This window comes from Enterobacter sp. MGH 37, from assembly GCF_000534515.1.
In the GTDB taxonomy this organism is placed as follows: domain Bacteria; phylum Pseudomonadota; class Gammaproteobacteria; order Enterobacterales; family Enterobacteriaceae; genus Enterobacter; species Enterobacter kobei.
On the sequence record NZ_KI973205.1, the window covers coordinates 2,610,282 to 2,631,044 of the forward strand.

Sequence of the window (20,763 nt, forward strand, 5' to 3'; positions counted from 1 at the left end):
TAAGGAGAGCTGCATGACCCATCTTTATAGCGTTATTCCCCCTTATATTCTGCGTCGTATTATCGAAACGGGCTCCGAGCCGCAGCAGCGCTGCGCCCGTCAGACCTTAACCCACGTGCAGACGTTAATGGCCCATATGCCGGGCAAGCCCGCCGCCCCGCACGTGAATAAAGCCGGTCAGCTTGAGCGCGATATTTACGATGCGAAGCAAACCCAGGAGCTGCCGGGTACCCAGGTGCGTTATGAGGGTCAGCCGTCGAATGGCGATGTCGCGGTCGATGAAGCCTACGCGTATTTAGGGATTACCCATGATTTCTTCTGGAAAGAATATCAGCGCGATTCACTCGATAATAAAGGGCTTATTTTGACCGGGACCGTTCACTACGGCCGGGAATATCAGAACGCCTTCTGGAATGGTCAGCAGATGGTATTTGGCGACGGCGACGGGGAAATATTTAATCGCTTCACGATTGCCATTGACGTGGTGGCGCACGAACTGAGCCACGGCGTAACCGAGACCGAGGCCGGACTTATCTATTTTGAACAGTCGGGCGCGCTAAACGAGTCTCTCTCTGACGTGTTTGGCTCGCTGGTGAAACAGTATCATCTGAAGCAAACCGCCGATAAAGCAGACTGGCTGATTGGTGAAGGGCTGCTGGCCGCAGGAATTAACGGCAAAGGGCTGCGCTCGATGTCTGAACCCGGCACCGCCTACGATGACCCGCTGCTCGGCAAAGATCCGCAGCCCGCGCACATGAAAGATTTCATTAAAACGCGCGAGGATAACGGCGGCGTGCATCTGAACTCCGGTATCCCCAATCGGGCGTTTTATCTGGCCGCGACGGCGATCGGCGGTCACGCCTGGGAAAAAGCGGGTTATGCCTGGTACGACACAGTTTGCGATCGCAATCTGGCGCAGGATGCAGATTTTGAGGCCTTCGCAAAACTGACGATCGCGCACGGAGAGAAACGCTCCGGTAGCGACGTCGGAGCGGCCATAAAACAAGCCTGGGAACAGGTGGGAGTGCTGTAGATGCAGGTTCCGGAACTGACGGATGACGCCGTAGTTGAGCTGGCCCGGGAAGGCGGCGTCGCTTTTATTCCTAAGCTGAGCGGTCAGCGCACCATCGCGCTGTCCTCGCTCAATGAGGCCCAGCGCCAGCGCCTGGTGAGCATCCTGGAGCAGGCGTTTCCACGCGGCCAGCCGCCCGGGCAAGCCACGTCACCCGGCAGCGGTGACCAGCGCTATTTCCGCATCCAGATTATCTGGACCGGGCAGAATCAGGCACATTATGCCGATATCATCGTGCTGGTGCCCGAGCAGGAAGCACCCGAGTCGCTGGTCGAACTGTGGCAGAAAGGCGAAGGCTGCGTGTGTGATTAACGTTCTGCCGGAATAAACTCCACGCGCTTTTTAGAGATTAAGCCGTGGCCGTTCTGGCAGAAATAATCCACCGCGCCACAGGCTTTTAAAACCTGGAGCGGCTGATGGCACTCCGGGCAACGGGCTTCAAGCGCAATGTCTTTGTTACAGTTCTCGCAGTGCGCCACCCCATTCTGGGGCTCCAGCGTTGCCTGGCAATCCGGGCAGGTAATCGTCATGGTGACTCCTTCAAAGCATTCAGGTCTGGGGTAATTTTACCACGTTGCGTTCAGTGCGGACCACGCAACTGTTGCTGCAAGGTCAGCAACAGCGCAACTTCCTCGATCCGACGGCGCGTGGTACGGCTCACCTCCTGCGGATCCCGCTCAAACAGACTTTTATCGCCAAGAATATGTCCCGCAAGACAGTGCTCGTAGATTGTGCCGGGGAGAGACCAGCGCTGGATATCATCCCCCTCAATGACCTCCAGCACATCTTCCGCGCCGCGCCGGTCGTGACTGATGGTGCGCCCGTCACGCAGATGCAGACGCAAGCCTTTTTGCCCGCCCGCAGGTCCTGCGTATTTGTTAAGCCAGATGTCCACCGGTACGCCGCTGATGCTTCCCTGAAGATGCGCCTCACCTTCCGCCGTGGTCAGGTCTCCTTTTGCAATAGCGCGGCCCAGACGGTCTTTAGCGGCAACGACCTGTAGCGTCATCTCGTCATCGCCCCCCAGAAAGCACATCGTTTCACGCAGCATCGCCAGCACATGCGTACCGATATCCAGAATCACGCCATCAGGGTGACGAAGCGTTCTGGTATCCGGTTCACCGGTGGAGAAATTAAGCGCGATGGGTTCGCCGACAGCGTTATACCCGCTTGGCTCCTGCAAAAAGCCTTCAATTCTGACGACGTCAGAAAAATGATCGACCAGCGAGCGCTTCACCGTTTCGATGCGCGCCATCCAGTGGTCGAGCGCCAGCACGCGGGATGCCGCACCGGGCGTGGCCAGCAGCGCATTAAGCTTATCTATTTGGGGAAGCGTGGCGACAATCGGTTTTTCTATCACAATCCGGGAGATCGGTGAGGCGATTGCCTGCTCAAGCACCTCAAGATGGTGCAGCGATGCGGTAGTGATAAAGAGGGTATCAAGCGGGGTGGCAAGCAGTTCCGCAAGCGAGGCGCAGCGCATCACGCCTTCAGGGTGCTTTGCCGGGAGAACATCAAACCCGAAACAACGAACCGGGCGGCCATACAGGTTACGCAATGCGGGCAGATACGCTGTCTCCACTACCGCACCAAGACCAACAAATCCTAACTGCATATTTTCACCTCAGGGAATAACGTGCCGGGGCGTAACGCCAGCCCCGGCACGCTGAGGTTTATGAGGCGCTAGCTGCTGGTTTCGTTTGCGCATTTTCCAGCATACGACGCACCGGAACAATGAGGACGATCAGCACCGCGGCACAAATCAGCAGCGCGATGGAGCAGCGGGCGAAGAGATCCGGCAGCATATCCAGCTGGTCGGCCTTCACGTGGCCGCCGATCAGGCCAGCCGCCAGGTTACCCAAGGCACTGGCGCAGAACCACAGACCCATCATCTGGCCGCGCATTCTTTCCGGCGCCAGCAGGGTCATGGTCGCCAGACCGATCGGGCTCAGGCACAGTTCACCCAGCGTCAGCATCAGGATACTGCCCACCAGCCAGAACGGCGACACCCCCGCCCCACCGTTGCTCAGTACATTCTGTGCCGCCAGCATCATCAGGCCAAAGCCCGCTGCCGCACACAGAATACCGATCACGAATTTGGTGATACTGCTCGGGCGGATGTTCTTCGTCGCGAGTTTCGGCCATGCCCAGCTGAACACCGGGGCCAGCAGGATGATGAACAGCGCGTTAATCGACTGGAACCAAACCGCCGGGATTTCAAAATCACCGATCATGCGGTTAGTGTAGTCGTTGGCAAACAGGTTGAACGAGGTTGGCTTCTGCTCAAACGCAGACCAGAAGAACGCCGCGGAGACCAGTAGAATAAAGCACACCAGCAGTCTGGCGCGTTCTTTACGGTTCAGGCCAGCAAAAACAAACAGATAAATAAAGTAGAGGGCAACAGACGCCGCAATCACGTAGACCAGCACGCTGGCTACCGCGACCGGGTTAATCACAATCACGCCCTGCGCAATCAGCGTCACGAGCGTTGCCACACCTGCCGCCAGCACCAGCAGCCAGATGCCCACGCCATTACGCTTCACCACCGGACTGTTCCAGGTGGAATCCAGACCGACTTCGCTGTCGTAGCGTTTCATCGCCGGAACCGCAAACACGCGGAAGATAATCAGCGCCACCAGCATCCCGATGCCGCCAATACCAAAGCCCCAGTGCCAGCCGTGGGTTTTAATCAGCCAGCCGGAAATCAGCGGGGCAATGAACGAGCCCATGTTGATGCCCATATAGAACAGCGAGAAACCGCCGTCACGACGCGCATCGCCTTTTTTATACAGAGTCCCCACCATGACCGAGATACAGGTCTTGAACAGGCCAGAGCCGAGCACGATGAACATCAGGCCGATAAAGAACAGGTTGTCACCCATGATGGCCGACAGCGCAATCGACAGGTGGCCGAGCGCAATCAGAATTGAACCGTACCAGACGGCTCTCTGCTGCCCAAGCCAGTTATCCGCCAGCCAGCCCCCCGGCAGCGCGGCCAGGTACATGGTCCCGGCAAAGATACCGACAATCGCCGAGGCGTTTTCACGGGCCAGGCCCATCCCGCCGTCATAGACGGTGGCGGCCATAAACAGGATCAGTAACGGACGAATGCCGTAAAACGAGAAACGCTCCCACATCTCGGTGAAAAACAGTGAACCGAGCGGATACGGATGGCCGAAGAACGTTCGGCTCTCTTTTTGATTAACAGAGGATTGCATAATTCTCCCGAAAGGTATGTGTCGTGCTTGTAAACACCAGCAAGTACGCCGGCCAGTTACGTATCTGACCGATTTTTTACATGCGGCGAAAAGTTAGTTAACCATTTGATAACCAGATGCTAGTTTTGTCTAGTACCGGGCCCGGGACTTTAAGACGAAAATTCGACGATTGTCTACTTTCTTAGTTTTAAACATGGTTAAAAGTGAATAGTGATTGACATCACACAGAGAAAACCGGCGGTATGATTGGGCAAAAAAAAGCCCGCGACATGCGCGGGCTTTTGTGAGTTCAGCAAAGCTTATTTGCTTTTCTTAATGTGCTTAATCAAACGCTTACGCTTACGCATCTGGTTCGGCGTAAGGGTGTTGCGCTTGTTAGCGAACGGGTTTTCCCCTTCCTTGAACTGGATGCGGATAGGCGTGCCCATCACGTCCAGCGATTTACGGAAGTAGTTCATCAGATAGCGCTTGTAGGAATCCGGCAGGTCTTTCACCTGGTTGCCGTGGATCACCACGATTGGCGGGTTATAACCCCCGGCGTGAGCATATTTCAGCTTCACGCGGCGACCGCGTACCAGCGGCGGTTGATGGTCTTCCGCAGCCATATTCATGATGCGGGTCAGCATGGCGGTGCTCTGACGGCGGGTGGAGCTGTCATAGGCTTCACGCACGGATTCGAACAGGTTACCGACGCCACTGCCATGCAGGGCAGAAATAAAGTGCACGCGCGCAAAGTCGATAAAGCCCAGACGGAAGTCGAGGGTCTCTTTCACCTGCTCGCGCACTTCATTGCTCAGGCCATCCCATTTGTTAACCACGATAACCAGTGAGCGCCCACTATTGAGGATAAAGCCGAGCAGAGAGAGATCCTGATCGGAGATTCCTTCACGCGCATCAATGACCAGCATAACGACGTTGGCATCTTCAATCGCCTGCAGGGTTTTGATAACGGAGAATTTTTCCACCACATCGGTGATTTTCCCGCGCTTACGTACCCCGGCGGTGTCAATGAGGACATACTCACGTTCATCGCGCTGCATCGGGATGTAGATGCTGTCGCGCGTGGTGCCAGGCATGTCGTAAACGACCACGCGCTCTTCACCCAGAATACGGTTAGTAAGTGTAGACTTACCTACGTTTGGACGCCCCACGATAGCCAGCTTGATTGGCAGATCCTGCGGATTGAAGTCGTCTTCAGGCTCTTCTTCGCCCTCAACGCCCTCTTCAAACTGCGCCCAGTATTCAGCGTCTTCGTCCACCTCTTCCGGCGGGTTAACTTCATCAACCCATGGCAGCAGAACGGTTTCCAGCAGGCTGGTCACGCCGCGACCGTGCGATGCCGCAATGGGGTAAATTTCACCCAGGCCTAAAGACCAGAAGTCTGCAACGGCCTGATCGGCATCGATACCGTCAGTTTTGTTCGCCACCAGGAAAGTAGGCTTTTCACGCGAGCGCAGGTGTTTGGCGATGGCGGAGTCTGCCGGCATCAGGCCAGCGCGCGCATCCACCATAAACAGCACCACGTCCGCTTCTTCAATCGCCAGCAATGACTGTTCCGCCATGCGGGTTTCAACGCCGTCCTCTGTACCGTCAATGCCACCGGTATCAATACAGATGAACTCGCGTCCTTCCACCTCTGCACGACCGTACTTACGGTCACGCGTCAGCCCCGGGAAATCCGCAACCAGCGCATCACGGGTGCGTGTTAAACGGTTAAAAAGAGTGGATTTTCCAACGTTAGGGCGCCCGACAAGCGCGACCACAGGTACCATGTTTGAAGCCTCATAAAATTCAAATAAACGTCGCATTCGCGGCGTTTTTAAAAATGTCAAAACGGCTCCTGAGTGAACAGGAGCCGTTTAGTATACTACAACCGCCGGGTAATTAACGCGTGATCGCGTACAGCGTACCGTCTTTTGCCTGAATCAGCAGTTTGCCGTCAGCCACAACCGGATCGGTCAGGAAACCAGAGCTGTCGACTTTTTGCTGTGCAACAAAGCGGCCGTTATCCGGATCAATCCAGTGCATATACCCTTCGCTGTCGCCTACCACCAGGCTACCGTTGTACAGTGCTGGCGCGGTCAGCAGACGGTGCAGCAGATCGCTTTGCGTCCACAGGGTCACGCCGCCTTCAGTGCTCAGTGCCAGCAGACGGTCGTTCTGGTCAACCATATAGATACGGTTACCGTCCACGATGAAATCATTTACAGAACCCAGTTCACGTTTCCACATGATCTGGCCGCTGCGCAGATCCAGCGCGGTGAGGTTACCGTTATAGGCCAGCGCGTAAACCACACCGTCTACGATGACCGGCGTTGTGTCGACGTCGCTCAGACGGTCAATTTCCGTTGAGCCTGTAGCCTGAGAGATACGCTGCTGCCATATCATCTGACCCTGCTGCATCAGCACGGCACTCACGCGACCGTTATCACCGCCTACAATTGCTGCACCGAATGCGGTAGCAGGCGCGGATTCACCGCGCAGAGAGAGCGCAGGCATGTCAAGGTTAACGGTCCATTTCACCAGACCGTCCGCTTCGTTCAGCGCCTGCAGCTGGCCGTTACTGGTATGAATCAGCACCAGGCCGTCGCTCACGACCGGGCGAGACAGGGATTCACCGGCCACGGTGGTTTGCCAGGCAATGGAGCCGTCGCTGGTGTTCAGGGCATAAACCTGCGCCTTTTCGCTACCCACGTAAACATGACCACCGGCAACCGTCAGGCCGCCAGACAGCAGTGCAGGTTTACGGGAGAACCAGCCATCTTTTTCCGCCAGGTTAACAGACCAGACTTCTTTTCCGTCATCAGCATTGACCGCTTTCACGGTACCTTTACGATCGGCGGCATAAACAACGCTGTCCGCAAAGGCAGGATGAAGGTTGGAATAAAAGTCACCAATACCATTACCAACGGAGACATCCCACGCGGTAGAAGGGGTAAACTGGTTTTCAACCGTCGGCAGTGGGGACATTTTTACAACGTCTTCTTCGCCACTGAACAGTGAACAACCACTCAATAACGTAACAGAAAGCAGTCCTGGCAGAAGTAATTTACGCAATTGCATCGGGTCCCTCTCAGACGGACAAATTATTTATTTTCATCTGCATCATTTCGCTCAGCGCAGGTGAAGCTTTGCTATCCACGCCAGCTTGCCACGCTTTACGCGCGCCCGCTTTGTCACCTTTGCTCAGCAGCGCTTCACCGCGCAGATCGGCAACGATGGCAGCAAAACCTTCGCCTTTAACGGTATCGAGCGTTTTCAGCGCATCGTCAGCTTTTTTCTGCTGAACCTGAATACGTGCCAGTCGCAGATTAATCACTGCTTTCAGGTTTTCATCGCTGGCAGCAGCAAGACCCTGAGTCAACTGAGCAACAGCTTTATCCAGTTCGTTCTTATCAACGTACTGCTGAGCCACTTCCAGCGCAGCCAGCGCGCCGTAGGTGTTTTTGTTGTCAGCAGCAAATTTCTCTGCCGCAACCAGCGTTTGTGGCTGATCGGCACGGATCGCACTCACGGTATTTTCATAGGTCAGAGACGCGCCGCGCGCGGTATCCGCCTGATGATTGTTCCAGTAACGCCAGCCAATCAGCGCGCCCACACCTAAAATCACCCCAACAACCAGCGCTTTGCCGTTCTCAACAAAGAAGCGTTTAATCGCGTCGACCTGATCGTGTTCGTTCTCGTAAATTTCCACGCAGTCTTTCTCCTTAGCCCAATAGAGTGCGCAAATGCGCCGCAACGCCGTCCTGCGTTACCGTTGTTTGCTCACCAGAGCGCAGGTCTTTAACTACCACTTCGCCGTTAGCCACTTCGGACTCACCCAGCACCAGTGCAATACTTGCGCCCCACTTATCGGCACGAGCAAACTGTTTTTTGAAGTTGCCGCCGCCATGATTGGTCATCAGCTTAACGCCCGGCAGCGCATCGCGCACGCGTTCGGCAAGCTGCATCGCCGCAGACTGCGTTTCCGCGCCTGAGGCCACCAGGTATATATCGACAACGGAATCTGCTTTAAATTCCGGATTAACAGCCTGAACTAACAAAACAAGTCGCTCAAGGCCCATCGCGAAGCCAACGCCAGGTGCTGCACGGCCACCTAGTTGCTCAACCAGACCGTCATAACGACCGCCGGCACACACGGTGCCTTGTGAACCGAGGCTGGTGGTCACCCACTCAAACACGGTGCGGTTGTAGTAGTCCAGGCCGCGCACCAGACGCTGGTTCACGGTGTAGGCAATGCCCGCCGCTTCAAGCAGCTTGCACAGGCCGGTAAAGTGTTCGCGAGACTCGTCGTCCAGGTAGTCACCCAGTGCAGGTGCATCATTCAGCAGCGCCTGCACATCGGGGTTTTTGGAATCCAGCACGCGCAGCGGGTTGCTGTACATGCGGCGTTTGCAGTCTTCGTCCAGCTTGTCTTTATGCTGTTCCAGGAATGCAACCAGCGCATCGCGATAGTTCGCACGCGCGTCCAGAGAACCGATAGAGTTCAACTCCAGCGAAACGTGCTCAGCAATACCGAGCGCGCGCCACCAGCGGGCCGTCAGCATAATCAGTTCGGCGTCGATGTCCGGACCCTGCAGGCCAAACACTTCCACACCCAGCTGGTTGAACTGACGATAACGACCTTTCTGCGGACGTTCGTGGCGGAACATCGGGCCGATATACCACAGGCGCTGCTCCTGATTGTACAGAAGACCATGTTCGATGCCGGCGCGTACGCAGCCCGCCGTCCCTTCCGGACGCAGAGTCAGGCTGTCGCCGTTGCGGTCCTCAAAGGTGTACATCTCTTTTTCAACCACATCGGTCACTTCGCCGATCGCGCGTTTGAATAACGGGGTCTGCTCTACAATCGGCAAACGGATTTCGCTGTAACCGTAGCTGCCGAGCACCTGCTTCAGTGTGCCTTCAATGCGCTGCCAGATGGCGGTTTCGCCAGGCAGGTAATCGTTCATGCCGCGGATGGCTTGAATGTTTTTTGCCACGTTTATTCTCTTTCTATATACAAAAAAAACCCAAAGAATGGGTTCAATCATACATGGGAAGCGGCACGCTTCCCATCACGTTATTTTTCAACCTGCTGAACGCTGATACGCTGTGTCTCGTCCATCATCGCGGCTTTAGCGCGGATGCGAGCTTCGAGCTGGTCGATCATGTCACTATTATCCAGACGATCTTTACGAACGCCATCTTCATAGAGACCACTTTTCTTGTTACCGCCGGTCACGCCCAGTGTGGACACCAGCGCTTCACCCGGACCGTTCACCACGCAACCGATGATGGAGACGTCCATCGGGGTGATGATATCTTCCAGACGCTGCTCCAGGGCATTCACCGTACCGATCACATCAAATTCCTGACGCGAGCAGGTTGGGCAGGCAATGAAGTTGATCCCACGCGCACGAATACGCAGTGATTTCAGGATATCGAAACCGACCTTGATCTCTTCTACCGGATCGGCCGCCAGCGAAACGCGCAGGGTGTCACCGATCCCTTCAGAGAGCAGCAGTCCCAGACCGATCGCGGATTTGACAGAACCGCTACGCAGGCCACCCGCTTCGGTGATCCCGAGATGCAGAGGCTGATCGATCTGTTTTGCCAGCAGGCGGTACGACTCCACCGCGAGGAATACATCGGACGCTTTTACGCTAACTTTGAACTGATCGAAGTTAAGACGATCGAGATGATCGACATGGCGCATCGCGGATTCGAGCAGCGCCTGCGGCGTGGGTTCACCGTATTTTTCCTGCAGATCTTTTTCCAGCGATCCCGCGTTGACACCGATACGGATGGGGATATTTTTGTCACGGGCGCAGTCCACCACCATGCGGATGCGCTCTTCGTTACCGATGTTGCCCGGGTTAATACGCAGGCAATCAACACCGTATTCGGCCACTTTCAGCGCGATACGGTAGTCGAAGTGGATATCCGCTACCAGCGGAACGCTGACCTGCTGTTTGATCAGCTTGAACGCCTCTGCGGCATCCATGGTGGGCACGGAGACGCGAACAATGTCCGCGCCTACACGCTCTAATGCTTCGATTTGGTTGACCGTTGCTTCCACGTCCGTGGTGCGCGTGTTGGTCATCGACTGAACGGCGATGGGTGCTCCATCGCCGACTGGCACATTCCCAACGTAAATCCGTTTCGATTTTCTACGTTGAATCGGAGCCTGGTTATGCATGAAAAATCTCCCGCGTTGCCCGTCTGTTACTGTGCTGCTGATTGTTCGGCATTAACGGTAAGACGTGCAACCTGGTTAGTTCTGATAAAGCGGCTCAGGTCGACAGGTTTTCCTTGATACAGGATCTGTACCGCTGCCGGAGCGCCGATTTTAAGTTTGTAAGGTGCCTGACCCGTTAGGTTTAACGTGCCATCTTTCCGCTGCAGGCCGCTAAACAGTTTTTTACCTGTCGCGTCAGTGACTTCCAGCCAGCAGTCGGCAGTGAAGTTCATCACCAGCGCGTTTGGATCGGCTGCTGGTGCGGCAGTAGCCGCCGGGTCGGTTGGCAGGGATGCCGCAGTATTGTCCGTTGGCTGAGTCGCCGCAGGCGCGTTCGCCGCAGTATCAACATTCGCCTGAGAAGGGGCAACGACCGCGTTCTGATCCTGAGCCTGAGGCGCAGCGGTGTTAGCCGTGGCTGCCGGAGCCTGCGCCGCATCGGTTGCCGGAGCCGTTGTTTGCGGCTCGCTTGAGGTGGCTGCACCGTCGGTGTTCAGCGGGACGCTCTGAGCGCCACCATTCCCTGCCTGATTGAGTTCAGCAGAGGATTGATCGGCCATGGTGGTGATCTCTTCCTGCTGCGCCTTATGGTTTTGCCACCACCACGCGCCGGTCAGGCCGATCACCACAAACAGCACCAGCCAGGTAAAGCTCATCAGCCAGCCATCACGTTTTTTACGACGTTTCCCCAGGGAGAAAGTTTGCATCGGCGCCACTTTCGCTGCGCGAACCGGTGCCTGTTTCTCCATCATTGGCAGTAATTCGTTTTCGGGGATGTGCACCAGTTTTGCGTAAGAGCGGATATAACCGCGCAGAAATGTTGAAGCCAGATCGGCAGGCGCCTTATCTTCTTCAATATCGCGAACCGTGGAAACCTTCAGGCACAAGCGTTCTGCAACGGCTTGCTGGCTGAGTCCGAGTTGTTCACGGGCGTTGCGAAGACGAACGCCAGTGGAGAGTGCTTCATGTTGGTCGTGAGTGGCTTCAGTATTCATTCGCTACAACTACTGGTACGTGAAAAAAAGGGTTCAGGTGCCGGTGAGTCACAATGCCACCCGCACCGCGAAACTTCAGGTCAGTTAACCTTGAACAGACAGTATAAGACTGTCAGCCCGGAGATGACAGTACAGCCCTGCCCGAACGGCTAAACTGTTGTTACGTCGTTACATACTGCCCGAAAGTCGGATGAAACGCACCGTAATTATTGATCAGTCTTCACGAATCTGACTGATTATTCAGTAAGATTATGCATCACGGCGCAGATAATGCGCCGTGGGTGCATAATAATCAAACAGCTTTGACCGCAATCGTCTCACCCTGCATGCGTTTACGCAGGGTACGTTTGGTTCGGTCAATGACATCGCCAGCCAGTTGTCCACACGCTGCATCAATATCATCACCACGGGTTTTACGCACGATAGTGGTGAAACCATACTCCATCAGTACCTTGGAGAAACGGTCGATACGGCTGTTCGAACTACGGCCATACGGCGCCCCCGGGAACGGGTTCCATGGGATCAGGTTGATTTTGCATGGCGTATCTTTCAGCAGCTCAGCCAGTTGATGCGCGTGCTCGGTACCGTCGTTAACGTGGTCAAGCATCACGTACTCGATGGTGACGCGGCCCTGGTTGGCGTTGGATTTCTCCAGGTAGCGGCGCACGGCAGCGAGGAAGGTTTCGATATTGTACTTTTTGTTGATCGGTACAATTTCGTCACGAATTTCATCGTTTGGTGCGTGCAGGGAGATAGCCAGCGCAACGTCAATCATGTCGCCAAGCTTATCCAGCGCAGGGACAACGCCTGACGTCGACAGCGTCACACGACGCTTGGACAGGCCGAAACCGAAGTCATCCAGCATGATTTCCATTGCCGGTACCACGTTAGTCAGGTTCAACAGCGGCTCACCCATCCCCATCATCACCACGTTGGTGATAGGACGCGTACCGGTCACTTTTGCCGCCCCGACGATTTTCGCCGCACGCCAGACCTGGCCGATAATTTCAGAGACACGCAGGTTACGGTTGAACCCTTGCTGTGCGGTAGAGCAGAATTTGCACTCCAGCGCGCAGCCCACCTGGGAGGAGACACACAGCGTGGCGCGGTCTTCTTCCGGGATGTAGACGGTTTCAACGCGCTGATCGCCTACGGCAATCGCCCATTTGATGGTGCCATCGGCAGAGCGCTGCTCTTCCACCACTTCCGGGGCGCGTATTTCAGCCACTTCTTTGAGCTTGTTACGCAGCACTTTGTTGATGTCAGTCATTTCATCAAAGTTGTCGCTGCAGTAGTGGTACATCCATTTCATCACCTGATCGGCACGAAACGGCTTCTCACCCATATCTTTAAAGAACTCGCGCATCTGCTGACGGTTCAGGTCCAGCAGGTTAATTTTTCCATTTTTATTGGGAACCGCAGGAATGGCGACTTCGGAGGTATTCACTAATTCAGACATAATATTTTCCGGCCTCGTTGTTACACGTTGTGGCCCCTGGAGGGTTGAATAGAAACGCCCCGGACAGCGGTCTGCTCATCCGGGGCGTTGCATTGTACAAAGTCTGGCGCAGGGATGCCACGTTTGCACGTGGCATTTACGAAATTAATGTGTAAACGAAACCGTTAAATTAACGGGTGCGTGGACACACTTCGCCTTCTGCGAAGAAGAAGGCGATTTCGCGTGCAGCAGATTCAACGGAGTCAGAACCGTGGGTGCCGTTCTCGGTGAAGCTGTCCGCGTAGTCAGCGCGCAGGGTACCGGCCAGCGCGTTGTCCGGGTTGGTTGCACCCAGCAGATCGCGATGGCGCTGTACTGCGTTCTCGCCTTCCAGCACGGATACGACGATAGGACCGGAGGTCATGAACTCAACCAGACCGTCAAAGAATGGACGGCCTTCGTGCTCAGCGTAGAAACCGCGAGCCTGCTCAACGGTCAGGTGCAGCATTTTGGTGCCAACAATTTTGAACCCTGCTGATTCAAAGCGAGCGAAGATGCTGCCAATAACGTTTTTTGCCACCGCGTTTGGTTTGATGATGGAAAAAGTACGTTCAATAGCCATGATAACCTCTGTCAATGTTCTGTTGTTTTGCATACCTGAATATGGTGTGGCGCGGATTATAATGAGCAATAGCGCCATTGCCTATGGTTCTGCATAACATTTTTTTAAAATGAGACGAAGATTAGCAACAGGTCGAATCGCGCATTGCGAAGTGATGGCGTGAACAGAGGGGGCAGTGCTTTTCATCCATCCTGAATGACCAGAAATGACGATGACACGTCAGGCAAACAGCCTCACAGGCAGGCGTCACGCTGCTTTTCGCGCTCTGTTCTGTCTGCGTTATGCTTATCGCACCATGCTGACACACCGCTTCGCACCCCCCACACCCGGTACAGCGTCCGGTTTCCACCACCAGCGTGGCATTCTCAAAACGAATTGCGTTTTCCGTGCAGCTTCGCCAGCATGCCCCACACAACATACATTTTCCGATGTCGAGAACGATATCTGACTCACTAAATCCTGCGAATGCCCTGCGCAGCTGACGCTGGCCCGGCACGACGTTACAGCGGCGCACATCCTCCCGCGGAACATACATAAGCGCACGGCGGGCAATATTCACCTCGTTGATCGGGTCAGGCTTAAAAGCCCATACCGCTTCACCCCGTCGACGAAGCACAAGATTGAGCCGGGCAAGCGCCAGTAACCAGGCCGGGTAGTGTTCCGCTTCAATACTGATAAAACGCACGCCGTGTTGCGCGTGCCATAGCAGCAGCTCATTCACCCCTGGGGCATGTTCAGTAAAAGGCCCAACGAGGGTATCGCCACGCAGAAAGCGTTTTCGCGGCGTGATGTCGGTAATGGCCTCGGTGGGACAGACGAACAGGCAATCACCGCAGCCTATACAGCGCTGTTCATCAACCGAGATGCCCATTTCAGTAAAAGAAAAAACCTGCGCGGGACAAACGTCCGCGCAGGCACTGCAGGCAGCATGGCGAAAACGGCAACGCACACACGCATGCGTCACCTCTATCGCCGGGGATAATGACAATTCGCCCATCAGCCAATACTGAAGAAAACGAAGCGCAGCATAAGCTCACCCACGATCAACAGCGCACTGCCCAGCAGCATTGGGCCTCGCGCCGCTTTCAGACCGCCCGCGGCAAAGCACAGCATACCTGCAACCGAAACGCACCAGCTCAGCAGATGTACCGTGCGCAGTTGCTCCAGCATCTGCAACGGTGCGTGAGGGAACGTCACCACGGTGTTATCCATGGTCGCAATGTCTGCCAGCCAGACGGGCTGCATGACCAGACGCACAAGCACCAGCAGCGCGACAATGACAACCGCCGCACGCACGGAAGTTTGGCAGCGCAGCCCAACGGCCATGCAGGCTGAACCTATGATCCCCACTGAGCCGATGAACAGCACCAGAGTGTTAATGTGCTGCCAGGTCACCACCGACGTATGCATGTAGATCTGCGCCATGCAGAACACATCCACCAGCCCGACAACACCGGCCACAACCAACAGCAGCTTCCAGCCTGGTTTTTTGGCAAACATCAGCAGCGTCGCAAGGCCCAGTGCCGCAAGGTAAAGGCTGGCAAAGACGATCTCACGGCTCAGCCAGGAGCTGGAAACATGGCGCAGCGCGTTAAGGGCGTTGAGCGGATAGCCCATGTGCAGCGCCGAGGAGAGAAGCCCCAGACTGGCCAGGACAAACGCCCCGGCAGCGGGCAGCAGCAGACGAGAGTGCGATGCACGCGCCTCGCCAAACGCCAGCCAGAGGGTCACGCCTACCGATCCCTGCAGGAACAGCGTAAATATCAGCAACGGTAACTCATGCATGACGCTTCCCCTCTTTCTCTGCACCCTGATGCGCTTTGATTACCAGGTTCGGTTGTGTGGTGGAAGAATCAGGCAAACCTTTCACATCGCAGACCGTGCCGTATTTCTCCCGAAGTTCATCAATGGGTCCGAATTTGATCGCTTCGAGCGGACAGGTCGCCACACAGACTGGCTGCTCCCCCTTTGCCTGGAGATCCACGCAAAAATCGCATTTCGACATCTGTCCGGTCTGCTCATTGAGCTGCGGCGCGCCGTAAGGACATGACCATGCGCAGTAGCCGCAGCCAACGCACTTGTCCGTATCGACGCGCACGATGCCGTCGCCCGGACGCTTGTGCATCGCGGTAGTCGGGCAGTTTTTGGTGCAGACCGGGTCCGCACAGTGGTTACAAGAAATAGAGAGCGTGTAAGCAAAAACGTTATTGCTGACGCCCCCCTGCCCGGTTGGAATGAAATTTCCGCCGTTGACTTCATAAACGCGGCGGAAACGACGTCCAACCTCAAGGTTATTTTTATCTTTGCACGCCACCTGACAGGCCTTGCAGCCCGAACAGCGGGAGGAGTCGATATAAAAACCCAGCTGTTTATCGCTCACCGGCGCGTAGTGTTTAAACTGACTCATGCTTTCGCTACCTCCACCAGCATGGTTTGATGAGAATTCCCTTTCGCAAGCGCGGTAATACGGGCTGAACTGAGGACGTTCGCGCAACCGCCTTTATCAATACCCTGCTCGTCCGGCTGCCACCAGGCACCAGCCTGCATGGCAACGACGCCTGGAATGATGCGCGGCGTCACCTCGGCCGGGATTTCACAAATGCCGCGCGCGTTATGGATGCGCACGGTATCGCCCTGCGCAATGCCGCGCTTTTGCGCATCCTGCGGGTTAATCCACAGCTTTTGCTGCTGGGCTTCAATTAACCACGGGTTAGCATATTGCGTTGAGTTGGCACGGTTTTTCCCTTTCCAGGTAATCAGCTGAAGCGGGAAAGTTTTCGCCAGTTCATCTTCCGGGCCTTCATGAGCGGGAACGTAGTGCGATAGCGCCGGAATTTCCGGGTGTTGCATGTCGTACAGACGCTTCGAGAAGATCTCAATCTTCCCGGACGGCGTCGGGAACGGATGATTTTGCGGATCGCGAATGTTGTCTTCAAAGGCAACGTACGGCGCGCTTTTGAAAAGATGCTGACGCGTTTTCTGTAGCGTCGTGAAGTCCGGCAGATTTTCCTCCGGCATCGCCAGCCGCGTCTGCTCCCAGATGTGCTCAATCCACGCTTTTTCGTCACGGCCCTCGCTGAACGCGGGTTCAATGCCGAGCTTAGCGGCAACCTCACGCAGCCAGTCGTAATCTGAACGGCGCTCAAACTCTGGCTCAATCAGCTTTTCCGACAGGATCAGATAGCTCGCGGTCCCCCAGGTTTCGCCAATATTCCAGCGCTCCATAAAGCTGGTTTCCGGCAGGAGAAGATCGGCGTATCTGGCGCTCGGCGTCATAAACAGATCGCTTGCGACAATAAATTCGATTTTCGACTCGTCTTCCAGCACGCGGGTCGCCTGATGGAGATCCGGGTTCTGGTTAGCCAGGTAATTGCCGGCCAGCGAGAACAGGATGCGGATATTGCTGTCCAGCTTGTCTGCGTCTTTCAGACCGACTTCCGCCGTCACCTGAGAAGCATCGTCGGCGGCCTGCACCCAGTTCATCACCGATATTTTGGCTTTTACCGGGTTATCCGACATTTCGGGCCCAACGGCAAATTTGCGGTTAGCGCAGCCACCATAGCCTGCCGCCCAGCCGCCTTTGACGCCGACGTTACCCGTTAGCGTCGCCAGTAACGTTGAGCCGCGCGCGGTGCGCTCGCCGCAGTTGTGACGCTGCGGCCCCCAACCCTGGATCAGTGCAGCAGGTTTAGTATTTGCGTAGTCGCGAGCCAGCTGACGGATAGTCTGCGCAGGCACATGGGTAATTTTCTCGGCCCACTCAGGGGTTTTCGCCACGCCGTCTTTTGCCCCGCTCAGGTAAGCCATCAGGGATTCATTGGCCGGAACACCTTCCGGCATTGATGCTTCGTCAAAGCCCAGGGTATAGCGCTGAATGAAGTCGCGATCGTGCAGGTTCTCTGTGACGATCACGTACATCATGGCATCCATCAGGGCGTTATCAGTGGCAGGAAGCAGCGGGATCCACTGTTCGGCAAGGGAGGAAACCGTGTCTGAATAGCGCGGATCGACAACGATAAAGCGGGTGCCGTTTTGCTTCATCTTCTGGAAGAAGTAGTTGCTGTGACCAAAAATCGTTTCCGTCGGGTTATGCCCCCAAAGGATGACCAGTTTCGTATCAAGCAGCGTGTCCAGAGAACTGCCGCTGGCGGCGGTGCCATAGGTATACGGCGTGGCTGCCGCCGTGTTGCCCATACTGACCGAGTGATAGCTTTCGAGGTAGCCGCCGGTTAAGTTGAGCAGACGACGAACCATTTTATCGCCGGAAAACGTTCCGCCAGAAACTGCGGTGCCCACATGAACATAGCGTGAAGCCGCACCGTATTTTTGCGTAATCGTTTTTAATTGATTCGCAATAAGCGTCGTGGCTTCATCCCAGGTAATACGTTCGAATTTTCCTTCGCCACGTTTACCTGTACGCTTCATTGGATATTTAAGCCGATCGGGATGATAAACAAATTTCCGATACGCTCTGCCACGTACGCAGGCACGCATAACCGGCATCTGCGGATCCAATGCATTATCCGGGCGCGTGGAAATACGGGTGACAACGCCTTCGCTGACGTGAGCTCGAATATCACACTTCCCCCCGCAGTCAAACGTGCTGCAGGTTTGCACCACTTTTTCTTCCGGCGCCGCACGTGTTGCCGCGGCGTCCTGCGCCTGTACGTTGCGGGTTGTCACAACAAGCGGAAGGGCGGCGAGCGCCGATCCTGCCTGAATAAAATGACGTCGGGATATCTCGGGAATAAAACCCTCTCCCTGATTTTTATTTTTTTTCATTGCTCGTTCCTTCAAATAAAAACGCATTCTCGTTTTTTTTCAGGAACGAATGTTGATAATTATCAAGCTAACGCTTTAGGGGTAAAACTTAACGGCCCAGCTCGAAATTTACCGTCGCCGTTTGTCCTGCCTCATCCATCACAAATAATTGATAATTACCCGGCAAATATAATTTTAATGAATAATTATAATTCCGTCCTTTTAACGATTCTCCGTTTAAAAACCACCAGCGCTCACCTTCTCCGCCTGTCGTACTGACAGAAAGCGTCACATTTCCTTCCCCCGGGAGTCGCTTAATCACAGCTCCCTCTCTGATTCCCGAAATCATAAGCGGTGCCGCATTGTTATTATCCAGAGGCGGACAGACTGTTGATTTCGCAGGAAGACGCGCCGCCCTTTTTTCTGCTGCTGGCAGCCACGACTCCAGCGGCAGCGGCCAGACATCGAGGATTTTCTCCGTGGCATCCGGGCAATCTGCTGCAACACGCTTACCCGTTTTATCAAGCCAGACCGGGAAACGAATGCCGCGAATACCTTCCTGTTCCGGTAAAAGCAGCGTAGGCGGCTCACTTCCTTCCAGCAACCATGTGGAAAGGCGACGCCGACAGTTTTCACTGCCTTCCGGCAGCGACTGACCGCCAGGCCAGCAGATCACACCCTGCCCGACGCTCTCCGGACGCGGATCGCGCGGCAGGCGGGCTTCGTCTACCGTCGAGCGAGACTGAAGCAGGTTATTTACCTGATTCAGGAGCGGCACCGCGCTGGCAAAACCAAACTGCCCGGCCACGGGCGTACCGTCCGGTCGTCCGGTCCAGATGCCAATGACGTAACGGGCGTTCAGACCTATTGCCCAGGCATCACGGTAGCCGTAGCTGGTGCCGGTTTTCCATGCCAGCGGCGCAATTTGCGGTAGCGCACTGTCCGGCAGCGGCTGCGCCTCGTTGGCGAGAATACGGCGAATAATCCACGCTGAACCTGCCGATAACAGCGGGCGCTCAACAAGCGCGTCGCCAGGCTGGAAGCGCAGCCTTCCCGCCTTGCCGTGTCGGGCAAAGGCGCTATAGGCAGCGGCGATATCGGCCAGCCGCGCGCCTGCACCTCCCAAAATCAGCGACAAATTCGGTTGTGCCCCCGCAGGCAGGATCAGCGGCAGCCCGGCATTGCTCAGCATTCCGGCAAAACGCTTTGGCCCGTAGGCTTCCAGCACCTGCACCGCCGGCAGATTGAGGGAGCGTACCAGCGCTTCACTCATGCTGACCGGCCCGTGGAAGCCGCTGTCGAAATTTCCGGGGCGATAATCACCGGTTTTTCGAGGAACGTCCTGAAGCAATGAGGCGGGATGGATCAGGCCATCATCCAGCGCCATACCGTAAATAAAGGGTTTCAGCACCGATCCCGGCGATCGGATCGCATTGACCATATCAACATGGCTAAATCGACTGTCGTCGTTAATATCCACCGAACCGACCCAGCCGCGTACTTTCATATCCGTATGATCCACGACGATCATCGCCAGCGAGCTGCGTGCCGGCAGGCGGGATTTCCAGTTCATCGCCAGCTCTTCCAGCTGTCGTTGTAGTCCGGCATCCAGCGTGGTGACAATTTTTGTGTCGCGGCTTTTGCCGAGCATCATGCGAGCAAAAAGCGGCGCCAGCTGCGGCATATGACGGGGAGCCAGCCATACCGGCTCTTCACGGGACTCTTTTACCTGTTTTTCTGACCAGACGCCCTGGGTCATCATGCGGTCGAGCACTTTATTGCGTGCCGCTTCGGCCCGCTCCGGCCAACGGTCCGGGCGCAGGCGACTTGGTGCCTGCGGCAGTACGGCCAGCAGCGCTGCATCGGAGTAGCTAAGCTGCGAAGGTGGTTTCCCCAGATAGGTCCAGCTTGCTGCCCCTACCCCCTGCAGCGTGCCGCCAAACGGGGCACGGTTGAGATACAGCGTAAGAATATCGCGTTTGGAGAGATGCCACTCCAGCTGCATCGCCCGCCAGAGCTGACGGATCTTTCCACCGAAGGTGCGCGGATGCGGATCCAGCAGGCGCGCCACCTGCATGGTAAGCGTACTTCCACCCGAGACCACTCTCCCGGAGGTGAGATCCTGCCAGGCGGCGCGCATGACAGAGAGTGGGTTTACGCCGGGATGATCCCAGAACCAGCGATCTTCATACTGGATTAGCGCCTCAAGATAGCGGGGAGAGACTTCTTCAATGGTCACCGGATAGCGCCAGATGCCCTCCGCGTCAGCAAAACGCCACAGCGGCGTGCCGTTCTCATCCACCACCACCCGGGCGGGGTTAACCTCTTTCAGAGGTAACGGCCACAGGCGGTCGGCGGCGAAAACCAGCCCCCATAAAATGAGAAGCGCTCCCGCCAGCCAGAGCCAGCGGGAGCGTGTCAGACGTGCTTTCAGCAT

At 55.8% G+C, this 20,763-nt stretch carries 18 protein-coding genes; 2 read left to right on the forward strand and 16 right to left on the reverse strand.

What is annotated here, in order from left to right; translation table 11 throughout:
* Nucleotides 1-13 precede the first annotated feature (13 nt).
* Nucleotides 14-1,033 carry a M4 family metallopeptidase gene (locus tag L383_RS11480; protein WP_014884801.1) on the forward strand — a complete coding sequence of 340 codons (1,020 nt, stop codon included), beginning with the start codon at nt 14-16 and terminating at the stop codon, nt 1,031-1,033.
* The gene (locus L383_RS11475; protein ID WP_014884802.1) at nt 1,034-1,384 is read left to right on the forward strand and encodes a protealysin inhibitor emfourin; all 351 of its coding nucleotides are present in this window, start codon (nt 1,034-1,036) and stop codon (nt 1,382-1,384) included.
* Here the strand turns inward: L383_RS11475 and L383_RS11470 are convergent.
* The 16 genes from L383_RS11470 to pbpC all read right to left on the reverse strand — a co-directional run bounded on the left by L383_RS11470 (nt 1,381) and on the right by pbpC (nt 20,763).
* The gene (locus L383_RS11470) at nt 1,381-1,602 is read right to left on the reverse strand and encodes a zinc ribbon domain-containing protein (RefSeq protein ID WP_014884803.1); all 222 of its coding nucleotides are present in this window, start codon (nt 1,600-1,602) and stop codon (nt 1,381-1,383) included. The two genes, L383_RS11475 and L383_RS11470, sit on opposite strands and share 4 nt — an antisense overlap.
* 50 nt (nt 1,603-1,652) lie before the next feature.
* Nucleotides 1,653-2,687 carry a Gfo/Idh/MocA family oxidoreductase gene (locus tag L383_RS11465; RefSeq protein ID WP_023331071.1) on the reverse strand — a complete coding sequence of 345 codons (1,035 nt, stop codon included), beginning with the start codon at nt 2,685-2,687 and terminating at the stop codon, nt 1,653-1,655.
* A 58-nt stretch (nt 2,688-2,745) separates the two neighbouring features.
* Nucleotides 2,746-4,290 (reverse strand): peptide MFS transporter, encoded by a 1,545-nt coding sequence (locus L383_RS11460; protein ID WP_023331072.1) that lies wholly within the window; start codon nt 4,288-4,290, stop codon nt 2,746-2,748.
* Between the two features lie 299 nt (nt 4,291-4,589).
* Nucleotides 4,590-6,062, reverse strand: coding sequence for a ribosome biogenesis GTPase Der (gene der / locus L383_RS11455; RefSeq protein WP_014884806.1), 1,473 nt, complete (start codon nt 6,060-6,062; stop codon nt 4,590-4,592).
* 112 nt (nt 6,063-6,174) lie between these two features.
* Entirely contained in the window at nt 6,175-7,353 is a 1,179-nt protein-coding gene (gene bamB, locus L383_RS11450) for an outer membrane protein assembly factor BamB (RefSeq protein ID WP_014884807.1), read from the reverse strand.
* A 10-nt stretch (nt 7,354-7,363) separates the two neighbouring features.
* Entirely contained in the window at nt 7,364-7,984 is a 621-nt protein-coding gene (locus L383_RS11445) for a YfgM family protein (protein ID WP_014884808.1), read from the reverse strand.
* A gap of 13 nt (nt 7,985-7,997) precedes the next feature.
* On the reverse strand, nt 7,998-9,272 hold the full coding sequence (gene hisS / locus L383_RS11440; RefSeq protein WP_023331073.1) for a histidine--tRNA ligase: 1,275 nt from the start codon (nt 9,270-9,272) through the stop codon (nt 7,998-8,000).
* An 80-nt stretch (nt 9,273-9,352) separates the two neighbouring features.
* Nucleotides 9,353-10,471 (reverse strand): flavodoxin-dependent (E)-4-hydroxy-3-methylbut-2-enyl-diphosphate synthase, encoded by a 1,119-nt coding sequence (gene ispG / locus L383_RS11435; RefSeq protein ID WP_023331074.1) that lies wholly within the window; start codon nt 10,469-10,471, stop codon nt 9,353-9,355.
* A 26-nt stretch (nt 10,472-10,497) separates the two neighbouring features.
* Nucleotides 10,498-11,505 carry a cytoskeleton protein RodZ gene (gene rodZ, locus L383_RS11430; RefSeq protein ID WP_023331075.1) on the reverse strand — a complete coding sequence of 336 codons (1,008 nt, stop codon included), beginning with the start codon at nt 11,503-11,505 and terminating at the stop codon, nt 10,498-10,500.
* A gap of 292 nt (nt 11,506-11,797) precedes the next feature.
* On the reverse strand, nt 11,798-12,964 hold the full coding sequence (locus L383_RS11425; RefSeq protein ID WP_014884812.1) for a dual-specificity RNA methyltransferase RlmN: 1,167 nt from the start codon (nt 12,962-12,964) through the stop codon (nt 11,798-11,800).
* 169 nt (nt 12,965-13,133) lie between these two features.
* Nucleotides 13,134-13,565 carry a nucleoside-diphosphate kinase gene (gene ndk / locus L383_RS11420; protein WP_003860625.1) on the reverse strand — a complete coding sequence of 144 codons (432 nt, stop codon included), beginning with the start codon at nt 13,563-13,565 and terminating at the stop codon, nt 13,134-13,136.
* Nucleotides 13,566-13,686: 121 nt separating this feature from the next.
* Complete coding sequence (locus tag L383_RS11415) at nt 13,687-14,562, reverse strand: 4Fe-4S binding protein (RefSeq protein WP_023331076.1); 876 nt, start codon at nt 14,560-14,562, stop codon at nt 13,687-13,689.
* The gene (locus L383_RS11410; RefSeq protein ID WP_023331077.1) at nt 14,562-15,350 is read right to left on the reverse strand and encodes a dimethyl sulfoxide reductase anchor subunit family protein; all 789 of its coding nucleotides are present in this window, start codon (nt 15,348-15,350) and stop codon (nt 14,562-14,564) included. The genes L383_RS11415 and L383_RS11410 overlap by 1 nt, the downstream gene beginning before the upstream one ends.
* Nucleotides 15,343-15,972, reverse strand: a complete 630-nt coding sequence (locus tag L383_RS11405) for a DMSO/selenate family reductase complex B subunit (RefSeq protein ID WP_023331078.1) — start codon at nt 15,970-15,972, stop codon at nt 15,343-15,345. Before L383_RS11405 ends, L383_RS11410 begins: the two co-directional genes overlap by 8 nt.
* Nucleotides 15,969-18,347 carry a DMSO/selenate family reductase complex A subunit gene (locus L383_RS11400; protein ID WP_023331079.1) on the reverse strand — a complete coding sequence of 793 codons (2,379 nt, stop codon included), beginning with the start codon at nt 18,345-18,347 and terminating at the stop codon, nt 15,969-15,971. Before L383_RS11400 ends, L383_RS11405 begins: the two co-directional genes overlap by 4 nt.
* A gap of 88 nt (nt 18,348-18,435) precedes the next feature.
* Entirely contained in the window at nt 18,436-20,763 is a 2,328-nt protein-coding gene (gene pbpC / locus L383_RS11395; RefSeq protein ID WP_023331080.1) for a peptidoglycan glycosyltransferase PbpC, read from the reverse strand.